We start from the raw sequence: 16963 nt of genomic DNA, 5'->3' as shown, positions 1-16963 counted from the left end.
CAGCAAACTCTCAGGTCTAAGACAGAGGGGCGATGCCGCGGATCGAACGATCCGCGACGTCGTTATCTGGCCGCGCGCGCGGCATCCCGAACAGTCTAGCGGAGAGTCGAATGGGATCACGTACCCCCCTGTTTGCAGAGCACGTGCGTCTGGGCGCGCGCATCGTCCCCTTCGGCGGCTGGGACATGCCGCTGCACTACGGCTCCCAGCTCGAGGAACACCACACGGTGCGCCGCGCCGCGGGCATGTTCGACGTCTCCCACATGCGTCCGGTCGACATCGAGGGTGCGCAGGCGCGCGACTTCCTCCGCCACCTGCTCGCCAATGACGTCGCCCGTCTCACCCAGCCCGGCAAGGCCCTCTACAGCTGCATGCTCAACCCCGAGGGCGGGGTGATCGACGACCTCATCGTCTATCTGCGCGGCCCCGAGCGCTATCGTCTGGTGGTCAACGCCGCCACCGCCGCCAAGGACCTCGACTGGATGGCGCAACAGCGCGCCGGCTTTGCGGTCGACATCCAACCGCGCGAGGACCTGGCGATGATCGCCGTGCAGGGCCCCGAGGCCCGCGCCAAGACCCTCCCGCTGCTCGCCGCGCCGCTGGCTGAACGGGCACAGGCGCTCGCCCCCTTCTTCGCCACCGAGCACGAGGACTGGTTCGTCGGGCGCACCGGCTATACCGGCGAGGACGGCTTCGAGATCATGCTTCCGGCCACCGAGGCCGCCACGTTGTGGCAGGCGCTGGAGCAGGCCGGGGTACAGCCCTGCGGCCTGGGCGCGCGCGACACCCTGCGCCTCGAGGCGGGCATGAACCTCTACGGTCAGGACATGGACGAGGAGACCAGCCCGCTCGAGGCCGGGCTCGGCTGGACCCTCGCCTGGGAACCGGCCGAGCGTGACTTCATCGGTCGCGCCGCGCTCGCCGCGCAGCGCGAACGCGGCGGACTGCGCCGCTTCGTCGGTCTGGTGCTGGAGGGGCGCGGCGTGCTGCGCGGTCACCAACAGGTGCTGATCGACGGCGAGGTCGCCGGCGAGATCACCTCCGGCGGCTTCGCCCCGACCCTCGGCGGCTCGATCGCGCTGGCGCGCGTCGCCCCGACGATCGGCGAACGCTGCGCGGTGCTGATCCGCGACAAGGCCGTGCCCGCGCGCGTGGTCAAACCGCCCTTCGCGCGTCACGGCAAAGCATTGATCGACCTCGCCTGAACCCCGACCCCTATCCGAACCTGCCGGGTCTCTCCCGGCAGCCATGACATCGAGCGTCTGCGCGCAGACCGCAACGGAGAACCCCCAATGAGCGACATCCCCGCCGATCTGAAATACACCAAGAGCCACGAGTGGGTGCGCGACAACGGCGACGGTACCGTCACCGTCGGCATCACCGATCACGCCCAGGAGGCGCTCGGCGACATCGTCTTCGTCGAGGTCCCGGAGACCGGACGCCAGGTCGCCGCCGCCGAGGCCTGCGCCGTGGTCGAGTCGGTGAAGGCCGCCTCCGACATCTACGCCCCGCTCGCCGGCGAGGTGGTCGAGGCCAACGAGGCGCTCGGCGACGCCCCCGAGCTGATCAACGCCAGCGCGCACGCCGAGGGCTGGATCTTCCGTCTCGCGCCGAGCGACGCCGCTGCGCTCGACGCCCTGCTCGACGCCGCGGCCTACGCCAAGGTGCTCGAGGAAGAGGACTGAGCCCAGCCACCGGCCCCGATCGGGGCCGGCACCTCGCCCGGCGCGCGCGGCGCGCGCTGGTCCCGTTCAAGGCAGACGCGCCCGCGCCGCGGGCCCCGGAATCCAGACCATGCCCTTCATCCCACACACCGACGACGACGTCGCCGCGATGCTCCAGGCCATCGGGGCCCCCTCGATCGAGGCGCTGTTCGACGAGATCCCCGCCGCGCTGCGCAGCGGCGAGCGCGCCGAGATCCCGCCCGCGCTCTCGGAGCAGGAGATCACCCGACTGATGCGCCTGCGCGCCCAGACCGACGAGCAGCCGGCCTGCTTCATCGGCGCCGGCGCCTATGATCACTACATCCCGGCGGCGGTGTGGCAGATCGCCACCCGTGGCGAGTACTACAGCGCCTACACCCCCTACCAGGCCGAGGCCAGCCAGGGCACGCTGCAGGTGCTCTACGAATTCCAGTCGATGATGACCGCGCTCACCGCGCTGGACGCCTCCAACACCTCGCTCTACGACGGCGCCACCGCGCTCGCCGAGGCGCTGCTGATGGCGGTGCGCGCCAACCGTCGCTGCAAGTCCAGGCGCGTGCTGATGCCGCGCGCGCTGCACCCGCTGTACCGGAGCACGGTACGCACCATCGTCGAGCCGCAGGGGCTGGAGCTGGTCGAGGTCGACTTCGACGCCGCCAGCGGCCAGACCCCGGTGGAGCGCTGCGCCGCGCTCGCCGGCGACCAGGGCGTGGCGGCGGTGATGATCAACCAGCCCAACTTCTTCGGCGTGCTCGAGACGGTCGACGCCCTCACCGACTGGGCCCACGAGCAGGGCGCGCTGGCCGTGGCGGTGGTCAACCCGCTGGCCCTGGCGCTGCTCACGCCCCCCGGCGAATGGGGCGCGGCGGGCGCCGACATCGCCTGCGGCGAGGCCCAGCCGTTCGGCATGCCGCTGTCCTCGGGTGGCCCCTACGCCGGTTTCCTCTGCTGCAAGCAGGCGCTGGTGCGCCAGCTGCCGGGGCGTATCGTCGGGCGCACCCTCGATGCCGACGGCAAGCCCGGTTTCACCCTCACCCTGCAGGCGCGCGAGCAACACATCCGCCGCAGCAAGGCGACCTCCAACATCTGCACCAACCAGGGGCTGATGGTGACCGCCGCGACCATCCACCTGGCGCTGCTCGGCGCCGAGGGGCTGGAGCAGGTCGCGCGCGCCTGTCATGCCAACACCCTGGGGCTCGTCGAGCGGCTCTGCGCCCTCCCCGGGGTCGAGCCGGCATTCACCGGCGCAATCTTCCACGAACAGGCGCTGCGCCTGCCGCGCGCGCCGCGCGAGGTGCTCGACCGGCTCGCCGCCGAGGCCGACGTGCTCGGCGGCTTCGCCCTCGGCGCCGACTATCCCGAACTCGACGACGCGCTGCTGGTGTGCGCCACCGAGCAGCGCAGCGAGGAGGAGATGCGCCGCTACGCCAGCGCCCTCGCCGAGATCCTCGAGGCCGGCTGAACGCCCGGCCACGGCTTCCCCATCGCAGCGGAGACATCACCCATGGTACAGACCGCACTGCAAGGCTCGCCCGTCACCCTCACCGGCACCCTGCCCGCCGTCGGGCAGCAGGCCCCCGACTTCACCCTGGTCGACAAGGACCTCAACGACCGTACCCTGGCCGACTTCGCCGGGAAGAAGAAGCTGCTCAACATCGTCCCCAGCCTCGACACCCCGGTGTGTGCGCTCTCCACCCAGCGCTTCAACGCCGCCATGGCCGAGCGCGACGACGCCGTGGCGCTGGTGATCTCGGCCGACCTGCCGTTCGCCATGGGCCGCTTCTGCGGCGCCGAGGGCATCGACAACTTGATCCCGCTGTCGCTGATGCGCTCGCAGGCGTTCGCGCGTGACTACGGGGTGCTGATCGCCGACGGTCCGCTGGCCGGCATCTGCGCCCGCGCCGTGGTGGTGCTCGACGCCGAGGACCGGGTGATCCACTGCCAGCTGGTCCCCGAGATCACCGAGGAACCCGACTACGCGGCCGCCCTCGCCGCGCTCTGAACCGACCCGCGCCGCGCCCCGAGGTGCGGCGCGGCCCCAGCTCCCGGGCCCGCCGACGCGGGCCGCACCACCCGACGGACCCTATCGCCATGCTGATCCACGACCAATCCCGCCCCGGACGCCGCGCCAACGTCCTGGCCCCGAGCCACACCCCAGAGCCGAGCGACATCCCGCAGGCGCTGCGCCGCCGCGCGCGTCCGCGGCTGCCCGAGGTCTCAGAGCTGCAGGTGGTGCGTCACTACACCCGGCTGTCGCAGCAGAATTTCTCGATCGACACCCACTTCTACCCGCTCGGCTCCTGCACGATGAAATACAACCCGCGGGTGTGCAACAGCCTGGCCGCGCTGCCCGGCTTCGCCGAGCGTCACCCGCTGGCGCCGGTCGAGCACGGTCAGGGGGTGATGGCCTGTCTCCACGACCTGCAGGAGATCCTCAAGGCGGTGACCGGGATGAGCGCGGTGTCGCTGGCGCCTGCCGCCGGCGCCCAGGGTGAGCTGACCGGAGTGGCGATGATCCGCGCCTATCACCTCGCGCGCGGCGATCACGCCCGCACCGAGATGCTGATCCCCGACGCCGCCCACGGCACCAACCCGGCCTCGGCGGTGATGTGCGGCTACCAGGCGCGCGAGATCCCCACCGGTCCCGACGGCGACGTCGACGTCGAGGCGCTGAAGGCAGCGGTGGGGCCGCAGACGGCGGGCATCATGCTCACCAACCCGAGCACCGTCGGGGTGTTCGATCGCAACATCGAGGAGATCGCCCGCATCGTCCACGACGCCGGCGGCCTGCTCTACTACGACGGCGCCAACCTCAACGCCATCCTCGGCAAGGTGCGTCCGGGCGACATGGGCTTCGACGTCATCCACATGAACCTGCACAAGACCTTCTCCACCCCGCACGGCGGCGGTGGTCCGGGCGCGGGTCCGGTGGGCGTCTCGGCGCGGGTCGCGCCCTATCTGCCGGTGCCGCTGGTCGAACGCGAGGGCGACGACTACCGCTGGCTGACCGAGGCCGACCGCCCCGAGACCATCGGTCGCATGACCGCCTTCGGCGGCAACATGGGCATCCTGCTGCGCGCCTATGTCTACGCGCGGATGCTCGGACGCGAGGGCATGGCGCGGGTGGCCGACTTCGCCACCCTCAACGCCAACTATCTGATGGCGCGGCTGCAGGCGGCGGGCTTCGAGCTGGCCTACCCGGAGCGGCGCGCCAGCCACGAGTTCATCGTCACCCTCAAGCGTGAGGCCAAGGAGTACGGCGTCACCGCGATGGACTTCGCCAAACGGCTGCTCGACCATGGCTTCCACGCCCCGACCACCTACTTCCCGCTGCTGGTGCCCGAGTGCCTGCTGATCGAGCCGACCGAGACCGAGACCCAGGAGTCGCTCGACGGCTTCGTCGAGGCGATGATCGCGATCCGTCGCGAGGCCCAGGAGGACCCCGAGAAGCTCAAGGGCGCGCCCTACACCATGCCGCGGCGCCGTCTCGACGACGTGCGCGCGGCGCGCCACCTCGACCTCGCCTGGACCCCACAGCAGGCCGACGGGGGCGGCGATGGCCAATAACGGCGGCAATCAGGGCTGGCGCCGGGTGGTGCGCGCCTTCGGCTACTCGATGAAGGGCTTCCGCGCCTGCTACGAGCTGGAGGAGGCGTTCCGCCAGGAGCTGTTCCTGCTGATCCCGCTGGTCCCGCTCGGGCTGTGGCTCGGCGAGACCCCGGTCGAGCGCGCCCTGCTCGTCGGCAGCCTGCTGGTGGTACCGATCGTCGAGCTGCTCAACTCGGCGATCGAGGCCAACGTCGATCGCATCGGCACGGAGCGCCACGAACTCTCGGGGCGCGCCAAGGACATCGCCTCGGCGGCGGTGTTCTCCAGCATCACCCTGTGCGTGGTGATCTGGGCCCTGCTGCTGGTGCCCAAGCTCTTTTGACCGCAGCGGCCGGCTACCAGCCGCCAGCCGTCAGCCCCGGCCACCAGTCCCGGTGGCTGGTGGCTGGCGGCTGACGGATGATTCAAGCGACGCTCCCCAGCGGGCGTCCGCGGGTAGCGATCATGAGCGGCAGCGGACCGCCGCGCCTCACTGGCGGCTGGTGGCTGGTGACTGACGACTGGCGGCTGGCGCAAACGGCGCTCGATCGCCTGGAGCGACCACCCAACCGAAACATCCTTGCTTCGCGCGCTTGGCGTCTTTGCGGTTCGAATCAGCGTCCAGCCATCAGCCCCGGCGGCTGACGACTGGCGACTGGTGGCTGACGACTGGCGGCTGGTGGCTGACGGCTGACGGCTGACGGCTGACGGCTGGCGCAAACGACGCTCGACTGCCTGCAGCGGCCATCCAACCGAAACATCCTTGCTTCGCGCGCTTGGCGTCTTTGCGGTTCGAGTCAGCGTCCAGCCATCAGCCCCGGCGACTGGCGGCTGGCGGCTGGCGGCTGGCGGCTGGCGGCTGGCGACTGGCGACTGGCGGCTGATAGCTGGCCGCTGGGAGCTACCCTCCCCCTTGCCAGCCCCGCAGCGGGCGGCGATGATGACCCGACGCGTGGCGTGTACACGCCCGTCTCGGATCACTGAGCCAGCAGGGAGTCTTGCCGCATGTCCCAGACGACCGGATCGCCCGAGTTCCTGCCACTGCGCATCGCGCTGATGACCGTCTCCGACAGTCGCGACCTCGCCAGCGACACCTCGGGGGCGCTGCTCGAGGAGGCCGCGCGCACGGCCGGGCACCAGGTGGTGACGCGCTGTGTCGTCGCCGACGACATCTACCGACTGCGCGCCCAGGTCTCGCAGTGGATCGCCGACCCCGCCGTCGATGTCGTGATCAGCACCGGCGGCACCGGGGTGACCGGCCGCGATAGCACCCCGGAGGCGCTGCGCCCGCTGCTCGACAAGGAGATCGAGGGCTTCGGCGAGCTGTTCCGACACTACTCGCTCGCCGAGATCGGCCCCTCCACGCTGCAGTCGCGCGCCTTCGCCGGGCTGGCCAACGCCACCTTCCTGTTCTGCCTGCCGGGCTCGACCGGGGCCTGTCGCACCGCCTGGGAGCGCATCCTCGCCCCCCAGCTCGACCGCCGCACCCGCCCCTGCAACTTCGCCCAGCTGCTGCCCCGTCTCCACGAACGTTGAGGTCCGCGATGTCCGCCAGTTGTCCCGCCTCTCCCCGCGCCCTGTCACTCGAGGCCGCGCTCGCGCGGCTGCTCGAACAGGCGCCGACACCCAGCACCAGCGAACCGGTGGCGCTCGCCGCCGCGCTCGGTCGGGTGCTCGCCGCACCGCTGCGCAGCCCGCTGGCGGTCCCGCACTGGGACCACAGCGCGATGGACGGCTATGCGCTGCGCCATGCCGACCTCGCCGCCGCCGACGGCTGGCTGCCGATCGGCCAGCGCATCACCGCCGGCACGGTCGGCACGCCGCTCGCGCCGGGCAGCGCGGCGCGGATCTTCACCGGTGCCCCGGTGCCCGAGGGCGCCGACACCGTGGTGATGCAGGAGCAGTGCGAGCGCGACGGCGAACGGGTACGCATCCCGCCCGAGTGCAAGGCGGGCGGCAACATCCGCCACGCCGGCGAGGACTTCGCCGCCGGCACCGAGGTGATCGCCGCCGGCACCCGGCTCGGCCCCCAGCACCTCGGGCTCGCCGCCAGCCTGGGGCTGGCCGAACTCATGGTGCGCCCCCGGCTGCGGGTGGCGATCGGTGCCAGCGGCGACGAGCTGGTCGCGCCCGGCGCACCGCTCGGCCCCGGCCAAATCTACGACTCCAACCGTCTCACCCTGGGGGCGATGCTCAGCGCGCTCGGCTGCGAGGTGATCGATCTCGGGCGCATCCCCGATGACCTGGAGGCGACCTGCGCGACCCTCGCCCGCGGCGCCGACGCGGCCGATCTGGTGATCGCCAGCGGCGGGGTCTCGGTCGGCGAGGAGGATCATGTACGCCCGGCCGTCGAGCGCATCGGCACACTCGCGCTGCACCAGGTGGCGATCCGCCCGGGCAAGCCGGTGGCCTTCGGGCGGGTCGGCGACACCCCGTTTTTCGGCAGCCCCGGCAACCCGGTCTCGCTGTTCGTCACCTGTGCGCTGCTGGTGCGCCCGCTGGTGCTGCGGATGCAGGGCGTCGGCGGCGACCTCGCGCCGCGTCGGCTCAGGCTGCCCGCCGCCTTCGCCTGGCCGCGCCCGGACAAGCGCCGCGAATTCCACCGCGCCCGGCTGGTCGAGGACGACAGCGGACAGCCCCGGGTCGAGGTCTTCGCCAGCCGCTCCTCGGCCTCGCTGCGCTCGCTGGTGTGGGCCGACGGGCTGGTCGACCTCGCCCCCGGGGTGACGATCGCCCCGGGCGACCCGGTCGAGTTCATCCCCTTCACCGAGCTGCTGCACTGAGAGCGCGATGATCCACGTCCGCTACTTCGCCAGCCTGCGCGAGCGCATTGGTCACGACGAGGAGCACATCGAACTCCCCGCCGGGGTCGACACCCTGGGCGCGCTGGTCACGCACCTGAGCGCGCGCGGCGCCCCCTGGCGCGAGGCCCTCGCAGCCACCCCTCGGCTGATGATGGCGCGCAACCAGACCCTCGCCCGCGCCGAGACCGAGATCAGCGACGGCGACGAGATCGGGCTCTTCCCACCGGTGACGGGGGGGTAGCGCGTCGGGGAGATGAACCGCGAAGATGAACCGCGAAGGCGCTAAGGACGCGAAGGAGAGGAGTGCCTCCAGCCGTCAGCCACCGGAGCTGGCGGCTGGGAGCTGACAACTCAGGTCCGGACGTAGGTTGGGTTGCCATCGGCAACCCAACACCGGACAGCGATAGAACAATAGACGCACGGGCAACCCAACCGGCAAAAACTTTGCGCGCTTGGCGCCTTTGCGGTTCAGTCTTTAGCTGTTCGGTCTTCTGCGCCGACGAGGGTTGGGTTGCCGTCCTGGCAACCCAACCAACGTACCGGCGATTGGCGGGACGATCAGCCGGTGGCGCGGCGGATCCACTCGACGCGCTTGTGCATCACGCCGTAGTAGACCACCGGGATCACCACCAGGGTGAGGACGGTGGAGACGAACAGACCGAACAGCAGCGACACCCCGAGCCCGGAGAAAATCGGGTCGTCGAGGATGAAGGCCGCACCGGCCATCGCCGCGACCGCGGTGAGCGCGATCGGTCGGGCTCGGACTACCGCCGAGTCGATCACCGCCGAGGCGAACGCCTTGCCCTCGCGCACCTGCTGGTTGATGAAGTCGACCAGCAGGATGGAGTTGCGCACGATGATGCCGGCCAGGGCGATCATGCCGATCATCGAGGTGGCGGTGAACTGGGCGCCGAGCAGGGCGTGCCCGGGCATGATCCCGATGATGGTCAGCGGGATCGGCGCCATGATCACCAACGGCACCAGATAGCTGCGGAACTGCGCCACCACCAGCAGATAGATCAGGATCAGTCCGACCCCATAGGCAGCACCCATGTCGCGGAAGGTCTCGTAGGTGATCTGCCACTCGCCGTCCCACTTGAGGCTGTACTCATAGGGGTTGTCCGGCTGCTGCAGGAACCACTGATCGAACCCGATGCGCTCGTCGAGCGCGGCGGAGATGGCGAACATACCGTAGAGCGGGCTGTCGGTATCCCCGGCGACGTCCGAGGTGACATAGACCACGGGCAGCAGATCCTTGTGGTAGACGCTGTGCTCGCGCTCGGTCTCGACCACCTCGACGATCTCCGAGAGCGGCACCAGAGCACCACCCTCGGCGCGCACCCGCAGCGCCAGCACCTGCTCGACGTCGGCCTTGTCGGCCTCGCTGTACTCGACGCGGATCGGCACCGCGTACTTGACCCCGGCGCCGTGCAGATAGCTCATGTCGTCGCCGTCGAGCACGCTCGCCAGCGCCTGGGCGATGCTCGACTGCGCCACCCCGAGCCGCGCGGCCTTGGCGCGATCGACCACCACCACCAACTTGGTGGCCGGGTATTCGACCGAGTCGTCGACGTCGACGACGCCCGGGGTCGACTCGAACAGCGCCCGCACCGCCCGCGCGGTCTCGATCTGACCGCTGTAGTCCAGACCGTAGACCTCGGCGACCAGCGGCGAGAGCACCGGCGGACCGGGCGGGATCTCGACGATCTTGGCCACCGCACCGTGACGCTCGGCGATCTCCTGCAGCGGCGCGCGCAACGCCAGCGCGATCTCGTGGCTCTGGCGATCACGATGATGCACATCGACCAGGTTGACCTGCAGGTCACCGAGGTGTGCGCCCTCGCGCAGATAGTACTGACGCACCAGACCGTTGAAGTTGATCGGCGCGGCGGTGCCGGCGTAGGACTGGAAGTCGGTGACTTCCTCGACCCCGGAGAGATAGTCGCCCATCTCGGCGAGCACCTGGGCGGTGTGCTCGAGACTGGTGCCCTCGGGCATGTCGAGCACCACCTGGAACTCGCTCTTGTTGTCGAAGGGCAGCATCTTGAGGATCACGGTGCGGTTGACCGCGAGGCTCACCGAGGCGGCGATCAGCGCGAAGATGCCGAACAGCAGGAACCAGCGGTTACGCCAGCCGCGTCGCCCCTCAAGGAAGGGGGTCATGATCCAGACGAAGAAGCGGGCCAGTCGGCCACCGGCGGCATCCTCTTCCTGGTGACCGGCCGCGGCCCGTGGGTCGGCGTCGTAGTGGCGCGCGAGCATGGCGTTGGTCATCCACGGGGTGAAGACGAAGGCCACCACCAGCGAGATCAGCATGCCCATCGAGGCGTTGATCGGGATCGGGCTCATGTAGGGGCCCATCAGACCGCTGACGAAGGCCATCGGCAGCAGCGCCGCGATCACCGTGAAGGTGGCAAGGATGGTCGGCCCGCCGACCTCGTCGACCGCGCCCGGGATCAGCTCGAGCAGGCGACGGCGCGCGCCGCTGGCGTGCAGCGCCATGTGACGGTGGATGTTCTCGACCACCACGATGGCGTCGTCGACGAGGATGCCGATCGAGAAGATCAGCGCGAACAGCGACACCCGGTTGAGGGTGAAGCCCCAGGCGAGCGAGGCGAACAGGGTCAGCGCCAGAGTGACGATCACCGCCGCGCCGACGATCACCGCCTCGCGCCAGCCGATGGTCAGCCACACCAGCAGGATCACCGAGCTGGTGGCGAAGATCAGCTTGGTGATCAGCTTCTTGGCCTTGTAGTCGGCGGTCTGGCCGTAGTCGCGGGTGATGGTGAACTCCACCCCGTCGGGGATGAAGATGCCGCGCAGCTGCTCGAGCCGCTCGGTCACCCGCCCGGCGACGTCGACGGCATTGATGCCGGGGAGCTTGGCCACCGCGATGGTCACCGCCGGCACGCTGCCGGCCAGCTCCAGCCCGGTGTGCGTGGCGCCGAGCCCGGCGCCCATGCGCACCGAGGTGGTCGGCTGCTGCGGCCCGAGTTCGACCCGGGCGACGTCACGCAGATAGACCGGACGCCCGGCGTGCAGCCCGACCACCAGATCGGCGATCTCCTGCGGGCTGGTGAGGAAGGTGCCGGCCTGCACCAGCAACTCGCGGTTGTCAGCGGTCACCGACAGGTTGTCCCTGGTGGCATTGCCGGCCTGTAGCGAGCGGCGCAGGTCGTCGAGATCGATGTCGTACCCGGCCAGCGCCTGCGGGTCGAGCAGCACCCGCACCACCTGGTCGGCGGCACCGACGGTGTAGACGTCACGGGTGCCGGGGACGCGCTTGATCTCCTGCTCGATGGCATGCGCCACCTGCCCGAGTTCAAAGGCGCCAACGGCGGGATCGTCCGACCACAGGGTGGCGGTGAGGATGGGCACGTCGTCGATGCCCTTGGGCTTGACGATCGCGCTGCCGACGCCGAGGTTCTGCGGCAGCCAGTCCTGATTCGACAGCACCTTGCTGAACAACCGCACCACCGCGTCGGTGTTGTCCTCGCCGACCTCGTACTGGACGGTGAGCACCGCCATGCCGGGGCGCGAGACCGAGTAGATGTGCTCGATGCCCTGGATCTCGGCGAGCACCTGCTCGGCCGGACCCGAGACCAGGTGCTCGATCTCGCTGGCCGAGGCCCCGGGATAGGGGATGAAGACGTCGGCGAAGGTGACGTCGATCTGCGGCTCTTCCTCGCGCGGGGTCACCAGGATCGCGAACAGCCCGAGCAACAGCCCGAGCAGCGCGAGCAGCGGGGTGATCTCGCTGTTCTGGAAGCGCGCGGCGATGGCGCCCGCGAGCCCCTGTTGCGCCGGCTCAGTCATGACCGTTCTCCGCTGCCGCGCGCCGGGCCTCGGCCTGGGTCTTGATCGCCACCCCGGCGGCAATCGGATCGAGGGCGACGCGCTCGCCGGCGTTCAGCCCGGCGAGCACCACCACCACGTCATCCAGCTCACGCCCGAGACGCACCTGGCGCAGGATCAGGTGGCCCTCGTCGGTCAGCACATAGACCCCGGTGACCTCGGAACGACGCGCCACCGCCGCGCGCGGCACCACCAGCTCGTCCTTCACCCCGACCACGAAGCCGGTCTTGACGAACATGCCAGGGAACAGCGACGGCGTGCCCTCGGGCAGCTCGACGCGCACCTTGAAGGTGTTGGAGCCGAGATCGGCAAAGGGGAAGACGGTGATGCGATCGGTCTCGACCCGCTCACCGTCGGGCAGATAAACGCGGGCCTGCGGCTCGCGACGCACCGAGGCGATCGCGCTCTGCGGCACGTCGACGATCACCCGCAACTGATCGAGCGAGATGCCGGTCATCACCGGCTGCCCCGGCGACAGGGTCTCGCCGACCTCGACATGACGGTGGGTGACGATGCCCGAATAGGGGGCACGGATCTGAGTGTAGTCGAGCTGCTCCTGGGCCTGCTCGAGCCGCGCGGTGGCCGAGTCCAGCTCGGCCTGGGCGGCGGCGAGATCGGCGGTGGCCTTGTCCATCGCCGAGTCGGAGACGTTCTTGCGCGCATAGAGGCCCTTGATGCGCTCGAACTCCTCGCGCGCCTGCAGCAATCGCGCCGAGGCGGACTTGAGGTCGGCCGCGGCCTGGGCGACCTTGGCACGGTGCTCGGTATCCTTGATGCGGGCGACCACGGTGTTCTGCTCGACGTAATCGTCGACGTCGAAGGTGATCTCCTCGACCCGACCCTGGGTCTGAGCCGAGACCGTGGTGCGGTTGACCGCCTCGACGATGCCGTCGAGGCGGTACTCGCGCGGCAGCGTGCGGTATTCGGCGACCGCGGTCTCGAGAGCGGGGCTATCGGCGGCCTGGAGCAGGCCGGGGGCGAGTGCGGCGAGCGCCGCAATCAATCGGATGGTACGCATGGGAGTCAGAGTCGTCAAAATATTAGAATTTTATTATATTTGCGGCGCAGTTGACCTTTCAACAACTCCCAACACATCACTGCACCGCGGTCCGCCCCCAGTATGGCGCCATCGGGCGAGAAAACGGGACGATCGGGGGTGCGGAAAGATTGCAAATCGGTGACGGCCTTTATACCGTAGCCCGGCTCGGGTCGAGCAGCGCCGCCCCATGGGGCGGCGGCGATACCGACCGCTCGCACGCACCGATCGGTCCACGGGGCTCGAGCGCATCCAGACGGACGGTCGACGCCAGACCGTCCGGTCCAGACAGCAACACGGCGGAGAGGGCAGTTTCGTGAGCCGATGGTCCGAGGATTTGATCCCGATCGACCGAGCAAGAACCCTGGACGGGCTCTTCCTGCAACGGGTGGCACGCTCGCCACAGCGCATCGCCTACACCCATTTCGAGCGCGGCAGCGGGTGGAGGGATCTGACCTGGGCCGAGGTCGGTGAGGCGACGGCGCGCTGGCGTCAGGCGCTCGCCGACGAGCAGCTCGAGCCCGGTGACCGGGTCGCGATCCTGCTGCGCAACTGTCCCGAGTGGGTGATGTTCGACCAGGCCGCGCTCGGGCTCGGTCTGGTGACGGTCCCGCTCTACACCGACGACCGCGCCGACAACGCCGCCTACATCCTCAACGATGCCGCGGTGAAGGTGCTGCTGGTGCAGGATCTCGGTCGCTGGCGTCGTCTGGCCGAGGCCATCGGCGACTCGCCCTGGCCGCTGCGGGTGGTGTTGCTGGAGGCGAGCGAGGCCTCGCGCGCCTGCGCCGCGACCGACCCCCGGGTGGTGGTCGCCGAGGACTGGCTGCCGGCCACGGCCCCGGCGTCGACCTCGCGCGAGGGAGATCCCGACGCGCTGGCGACCATCGTCTACACCTCGGGCACCACGGGTCGCCCCAAGGGGGTGATGCTCAGCCACCGCAACATCCTCAGCAACGCCCACGGCGCGCTGACCCAGATCGATGTCTACGGCGAGGACGTCTTCCTCTCCTTCCTGCCGCTCTCGCACATGCTCGAGCGCACCGGCAGCTACTATCTGCCAATGATGGCCGGCTCGCGCGTGGCCTATGCGCGCTCGATCGGCCAGCTCGCCGAGGACCTGCAGACCATCCGCCCGACGGCGATGATCGCCGTGCCGCGAGTGTTCGAGCGCGTCTACCAGCGCATCCTCGATCAACTCGACAAGCGACCCAAGCCAGCACGCTGGCTGTTCAACGCTGCGGTGGCCGCCGGTTGGCGCACCTTCGAGCGCGAACAGGGCCGCGCCGGCTGGCATCCCTGGCTGCTCGTCTGGCCGCTGCTGCGGCGCAAGGTCGCGCTCCCGGTCCAGCAACGACTCGGCGGACGCCTGCGCGCCACCGTCAGCGGCGGGGCGCCGCTGTCGACCGAGGTCGCGCGCACCTTCATCGGTCTCGGCGTGCCGCTGCTGCAGGGCTACGGCCTCACCGAGACCAGCCCGGTGATCAGCTTCAACACCCTGCAGTCGAACATTCCGGCGAGCGTCGGCGTGCCGCTGCGCGGGCTGCAGGTGCGCATCGGCCCGGAGAGCGAGCTGCTGGTGCGTGGCGACAACACCATGCTCGGTTACTGGAACAACCACGCCGCCACCGCCAAGATGCTCGCCCAGGACGGCTGGCTGCACACCGGCGACCAGGCGCGCATCGAGGACAACCACATCTACATCACCGGGCGCATCAAGGACATCCTGGTGCTCTCCAACGGCGAGAAAGTCCCACCCGGCGACATGGAGCTGGCCATCGCACTCGACCCGCTGTTCGATCAGGTGGTGGTACTCGGCGAGGGGCAGTCCTATCTCAGCGCGCTGCTGGTACTCAACCCCGATCTCTGGCCGGGGCTCGCGCTCGAACTCGGACTCGAGCCCGAGGACCCGACGAGCCTCGCCAACGCTCGGCTGCACAAGGAGGCGGTCAAGCGCACCCGCATGGCGCTGCGCGACTTCCCGGGCTACGCCAAGATCCGCCGCGTCACTCTCACCCTGGAACCCTGGACCATCGAGAACGGGTTGCTGACCCCGACCCTCAAGGTCAAGCGCAACAAGGTGATCGAGCGCTACCAGACGGCCATCGAGCACATGTACAAGGACTCGGAGCTTGCCTGAGCGGGGCTGAACGCATACAATCGGGGACGAATGCGGGTGTAGTTCAATGGTAGAACCTCAGCTTCCCAAGCTGATGACGTGGGTTCGATTCCCATCACCCGCTCCACTCCCCAGTCCTCTATGCGTCCACTCTATCAAGCAGGCGACCGCATCGAGGCACAGCTCCTCCACGATCTGCTCGATCGCCATCTGATCCGTACCGTCATCCTCGGCGACGCTCTTGCCGGTGCCGCGGGCGAGCTGCCGCTCGACATCCATCCGACCCTCTGGCTCATCGACGACGACGATCGTGAGCGTGCCGAGGCCGTGCTCGCGAGTTTCCTGCGCGAGGGGCTCGGCGGCCACCCGACCCCGGCCTGGACCTGCCCGCACTGCGGTGAGCAGGTCGAGGCCGGATTCGCCCTGTGTTGGAATTGCGCGACCTCCTACCCCGAATGAGCACACCCGACCTCTTCGCCAGCGAGCCGCCTGCCCCCTGGCCATCGACCGATTTCGCCGCCGCCGTGCTCGACTGGTTCGACCGGCACGGACGCAAGGACCTGCCCTGGCAGCATGAGCCGACCCGCTACCGGGTGTGGGTCTCGGAGATCATGCTGCAGCAGACCCAGGTGGCGGTAGTGATCCCCTACTTCGCGCGCTTCATGACGCGCTTTCCGGACTTGGCGAGCCTGGCCGCAGCCCCGCTCGACGAGGTGCTGTCGCTGTGGTCCGGGCTCGGCTACTACGCCCGCGCGCGCAACCTGCACCGCGCCGCGCGTACCGTCGTCGAGAGCCACGGCGGGCGCTTCCCCGACACCCTGACAGCGGTCGAGGCACTCCCCGGCATCGGTCGCTCCACCGCCGGCGCCATCCTCTCGCTCGCCGACGGCCAGCCCCACCCGATCCTCGACGGCAACGTCAAGCGGGTGCTGGCGCGCTGCTTCGCCATCGACGGCTGGCCGGGACAGAGCGCGGTGCTCAAACGGCTGTGGCAACTCAGCGAGCGCTGCACCCCGCACCAACGCACCGGCGCCTACAACCAGGCGATGATGGATCTCGGCGCCACCCGCTGTACCCGTGCCACCCCGGACTGCGCGCACTGTCCGCTCGCCGCGCGCTGCCAGGCCCTGCACCAGGGACGCCAGCGCGAGCTGCCGGCACCGCGTCCGCGGCGCACACTACCCGAACGCCGCACCCGGATGCTGCTGGTCCGCGACGACACCGGCGCCGTCCTGCTCGAGCGCCGTCCCGCGAGCGGTATCTGGGGCGGGCTCTGGAGCCTGCCCGAGATTCCCCCCGACAGCGACCCGAGCAGCTGGTGCCTGGACCGCTTCAACCGCGCTCCGGATACGGTTGAAACCCTGCCCGGACGCCGTCACACCTTTACCCACTTCATACTGGAGATCGAGGTCGTAGCGCTCGGGCTGACCGCCCCCGAGGCCGACGTGGGCGAGGACGGATGGCGCTGGAGCCCACCCGGGGAGCGCACCGCGATCGGTCTGCCGGCGCCGGTGGCGGATATCCTCCAACGGCTCTGACCCCTCGATCTCCGTGACCGTCACGCCCAACAGGAGTCGGAGCATGAGCCGTACCGTGCACTGCGTGAAGCTCGGCCTGGAGGCCGAGGGACTCGACCGCCAACCCTACCCTGGCCCGCTGGGCGCACGCATCTTCGAGCAGGTCTCGAAACAGGCCTGGCAGGAATGGCTGCGTCACCAGACCATGCTGATCAACGAGAACCGCCTGAGTCCGATGGACCCCAAGGCCCGCCGCTTCCTCGAGACCCAGATGGAACACTTCTTCTTCGGCGAGGGCGCCGAACTGCCCGAGGGCTATGTGCCACCAGGCAGTTGAGCGA

General features: G+C 69.8%; 15 protein-coding genes and 1 tRNA gene. 14 read left to right on the top strand and 2 right to left on the bottom strand.

Annotation, left to right across the window (positions count from 1 at the left end; genetic code table 11):
- The first annotated feature begins 110 nt into the window (after positions 1 to 110).
- From gcvT to moaD, 9 genes are all read left to right on the top strand, one after another.
- Positions 111 to 1205: a glycine cleavage system aminomethyltransferase GcvT gene (gene gcvT, locus MARPU_RS00875; protein WP_005221915.1), complete on the top strand. Its 1095-nt coding sequence runs from the start codon at positions 111 to 113 to the stop codon at positions 1203 to 1205.
- A gap of 87 nt (positions 1206 to 1292) precedes the next feature.
- A complete protein-coding gene (gene gcvH / locus MARPU_RS00870) occupies positions 1293 to 1685 on the top strand; it encodes a glycine cleavage system protein GcvH (RefSeq protein WP_005221916.1) in 393 nt (130 codons plus the stop codon).
- 109 nt (positions 1686 to 1794) lie between these two features.
- A complete protein-coding gene (gene gcvPA, locus MARPU_RS00865) occupies positions 1795 to 3165 on the top strand; it encodes an aminomethyl-transferring glycine dehydrogenase subunit GcvPA (RefSeq protein WP_005221917.1) in 1371 nt (456 codons plus the stop codon).
- A gap of 42 nt (positions 3166 to 3207) precedes the next feature.
- Complete coding sequence (gene tpx / locus MARPU_RS00860; RefSeq protein ID WP_005221918.1) at positions 3208 to 3705, top strand: thiol peroxidase; 498 nt, start codon at positions 3208 to 3210, stop codon at positions 3703 to 3705.
- 89 nt (positions 3706 to 3794) lie between these two features.
- Positions 3795 to 5270 (top strand): aminomethyl-transferring glycine dehydrogenase subunit GcvPB, encoded by a 1476-nt coding sequence (gene gcvPB / locus MARPU_RS00855; protein WP_005221919.1) that lies wholly within the window; start codon positions 3795 to 3797, stop codon positions 5268 to 5270.
- Entirely contained in the window at positions 5260 to 5634 is a 375-nt protein-coding gene (locus tag MARPU_RS00850; protein ID WP_005221920.1) for a diacylglycerol kinase, read from the top strand. The genes gcvPB and MARPU_RS00850 overlap by 11 nt, the downstream gene beginning before the upstream one ends.
- A 662-nt stretch (positions 5635 to 6296) precedes the next feature.
- Positions 6297 to 6827 carry a molybdenum cofactor biosynthesis protein B gene (gene moaB / locus MARPU_RS00845; RefSeq protein ID WP_005221921.1) on the top strand — a complete coding sequence of 177 codons (531 nt, stop codon included), beginning with the start codon at positions 6297 to 6299 and terminating at the stop codon, positions 6825 to 6827.
- Positions 6828 to 6835: 8 nt separating this feature from the next.
- Positions 6836 to 8074 carry a molybdopterin molybdotransferase MoeA gene (locus MARPU_RS00840; RefSeq protein WP_005221922.1) on the top strand — a complete coding sequence of 413 codons (1239 nt, stop codon included), beginning with the start codon at positions 6836 to 6838 and terminating at the stop codon, positions 8072 to 8074.
- Positions 8075 to 8081: 7 nt separating this feature from the next.
- Positions 8082 to 8336 carry a molybdopterin converting factor subunit 1 gene (gene moaD / locus MARPU_RS00835; protein WP_005221923.1) on the top strand — a complete coding sequence of 85 codons (255 nt, stop codon included), beginning with the start codon at positions 8082 to 8084 and terminating at the stop codon, positions 8334 to 8336.
- A gap of 317 nt (positions 8337 to 8653) precedes the next feature.
- Here the strand turns inward: moaD and MARPU_RS00830 are convergent, their stop codons facing one another.
- On the bottom strand, positions 8654 to 11911 hold the full coding sequence (locus tag MARPU_RS00830; RefSeq protein ID WP_005221925.1) for an efflux RND transporter permease subunit: 3258 nt from the start codon (positions 11909 to 11911) through the stop codon (positions 8654 to 8656).
- A complete protein-coding gene (locus MARPU_RS00825) occupies positions 11904 to 12968 on the bottom strand; it encodes an efflux RND transporter periplasmic adaptor subunit (protein WP_005221927.1) in 1065 nt (354 codons plus the stop codon). The genes MARPU_RS00830 and MARPU_RS00825 overlap by 8 nt, the downstream gene beginning before the upstream one ends.
- Before the next feature lie 334 nt (positions 12969 to 13302).
- On the opposite strand from MARPU_RS00825, the gene MARPU_RS00820 reads away from it, so the two are divergent.
- The 5 genes from MARPU_RS00820 (at position 13303) to MARPU_RS00800 (ending at position 16959) form a co-directional block, all read left to right on the top strand.
- On the top strand, positions 13303 to 15126 hold the full coding sequence (locus tag MARPU_RS00820; protein WP_025275046.1) for an AMP-dependent synthetase/ligase: 1824 nt from the start codon (positions 13303 to 13305) through the stop codon (positions 15124 to 15126).
- A gap of 32 nt (positions 15127 to 15158) precedes the next feature.
- A tRNA-Gly gene (locus tag MARPU_RS00815) sits at positions 15159 to 15232 on the top strand.
- A 14-nt stretch (positions 15233 to 15246) separates the two neighbouring features.
- The gene (locus MARPU_RS00810; RefSeq protein ID WP_005221931.1) at positions 15247 to 15564 is read left to right on the top strand and encodes a putative signal transducing protein; all 318 of its coding nucleotides are present in this window, start codon (positions 15247 to 15249) and stop codon (positions 15562 to 15564) included.
- A complete protein-coding gene (gene mutY, locus MARPU_RS00805) occupies positions 15561 to 16643 on the top strand; it encodes an A/G-specific adenine glycosylase (RefSeq protein WP_005221932.1) in 1083 nt (360 codons plus the stop codon). The genes MARPU_RS00810 and mutY overlap by 4 nt, the downstream gene beginning before the upstream one ends.
- A 43-nt stretch (positions 16644 to 16686) precedes the next feature.
- Entirely contained in the window at positions 16687 to 16959 is a 273-nt protein-coding gene (locus MARPU_RS00800) for an oxidative damage protection protein (RefSeq protein WP_005221935.1), read from the top strand.
- Positions 16960 to 16963 lie beyond the last annotated feature (4 nt).

The sequence above is a fragment of the Marichromatium purpuratum 984 genome, from assembly GCF_000224005.2.
Lineage (GTDB): Bacteria > Pseudomonadota > Gammaproteobacteria > Chromatiales > Chromatiaceae > Marichromatium > Marichromatium purpuratum.
Note: the sequence above shows the minus strand (reverse complement) of the source record. Positions and strands in the feature narration are given on the sequence as shown.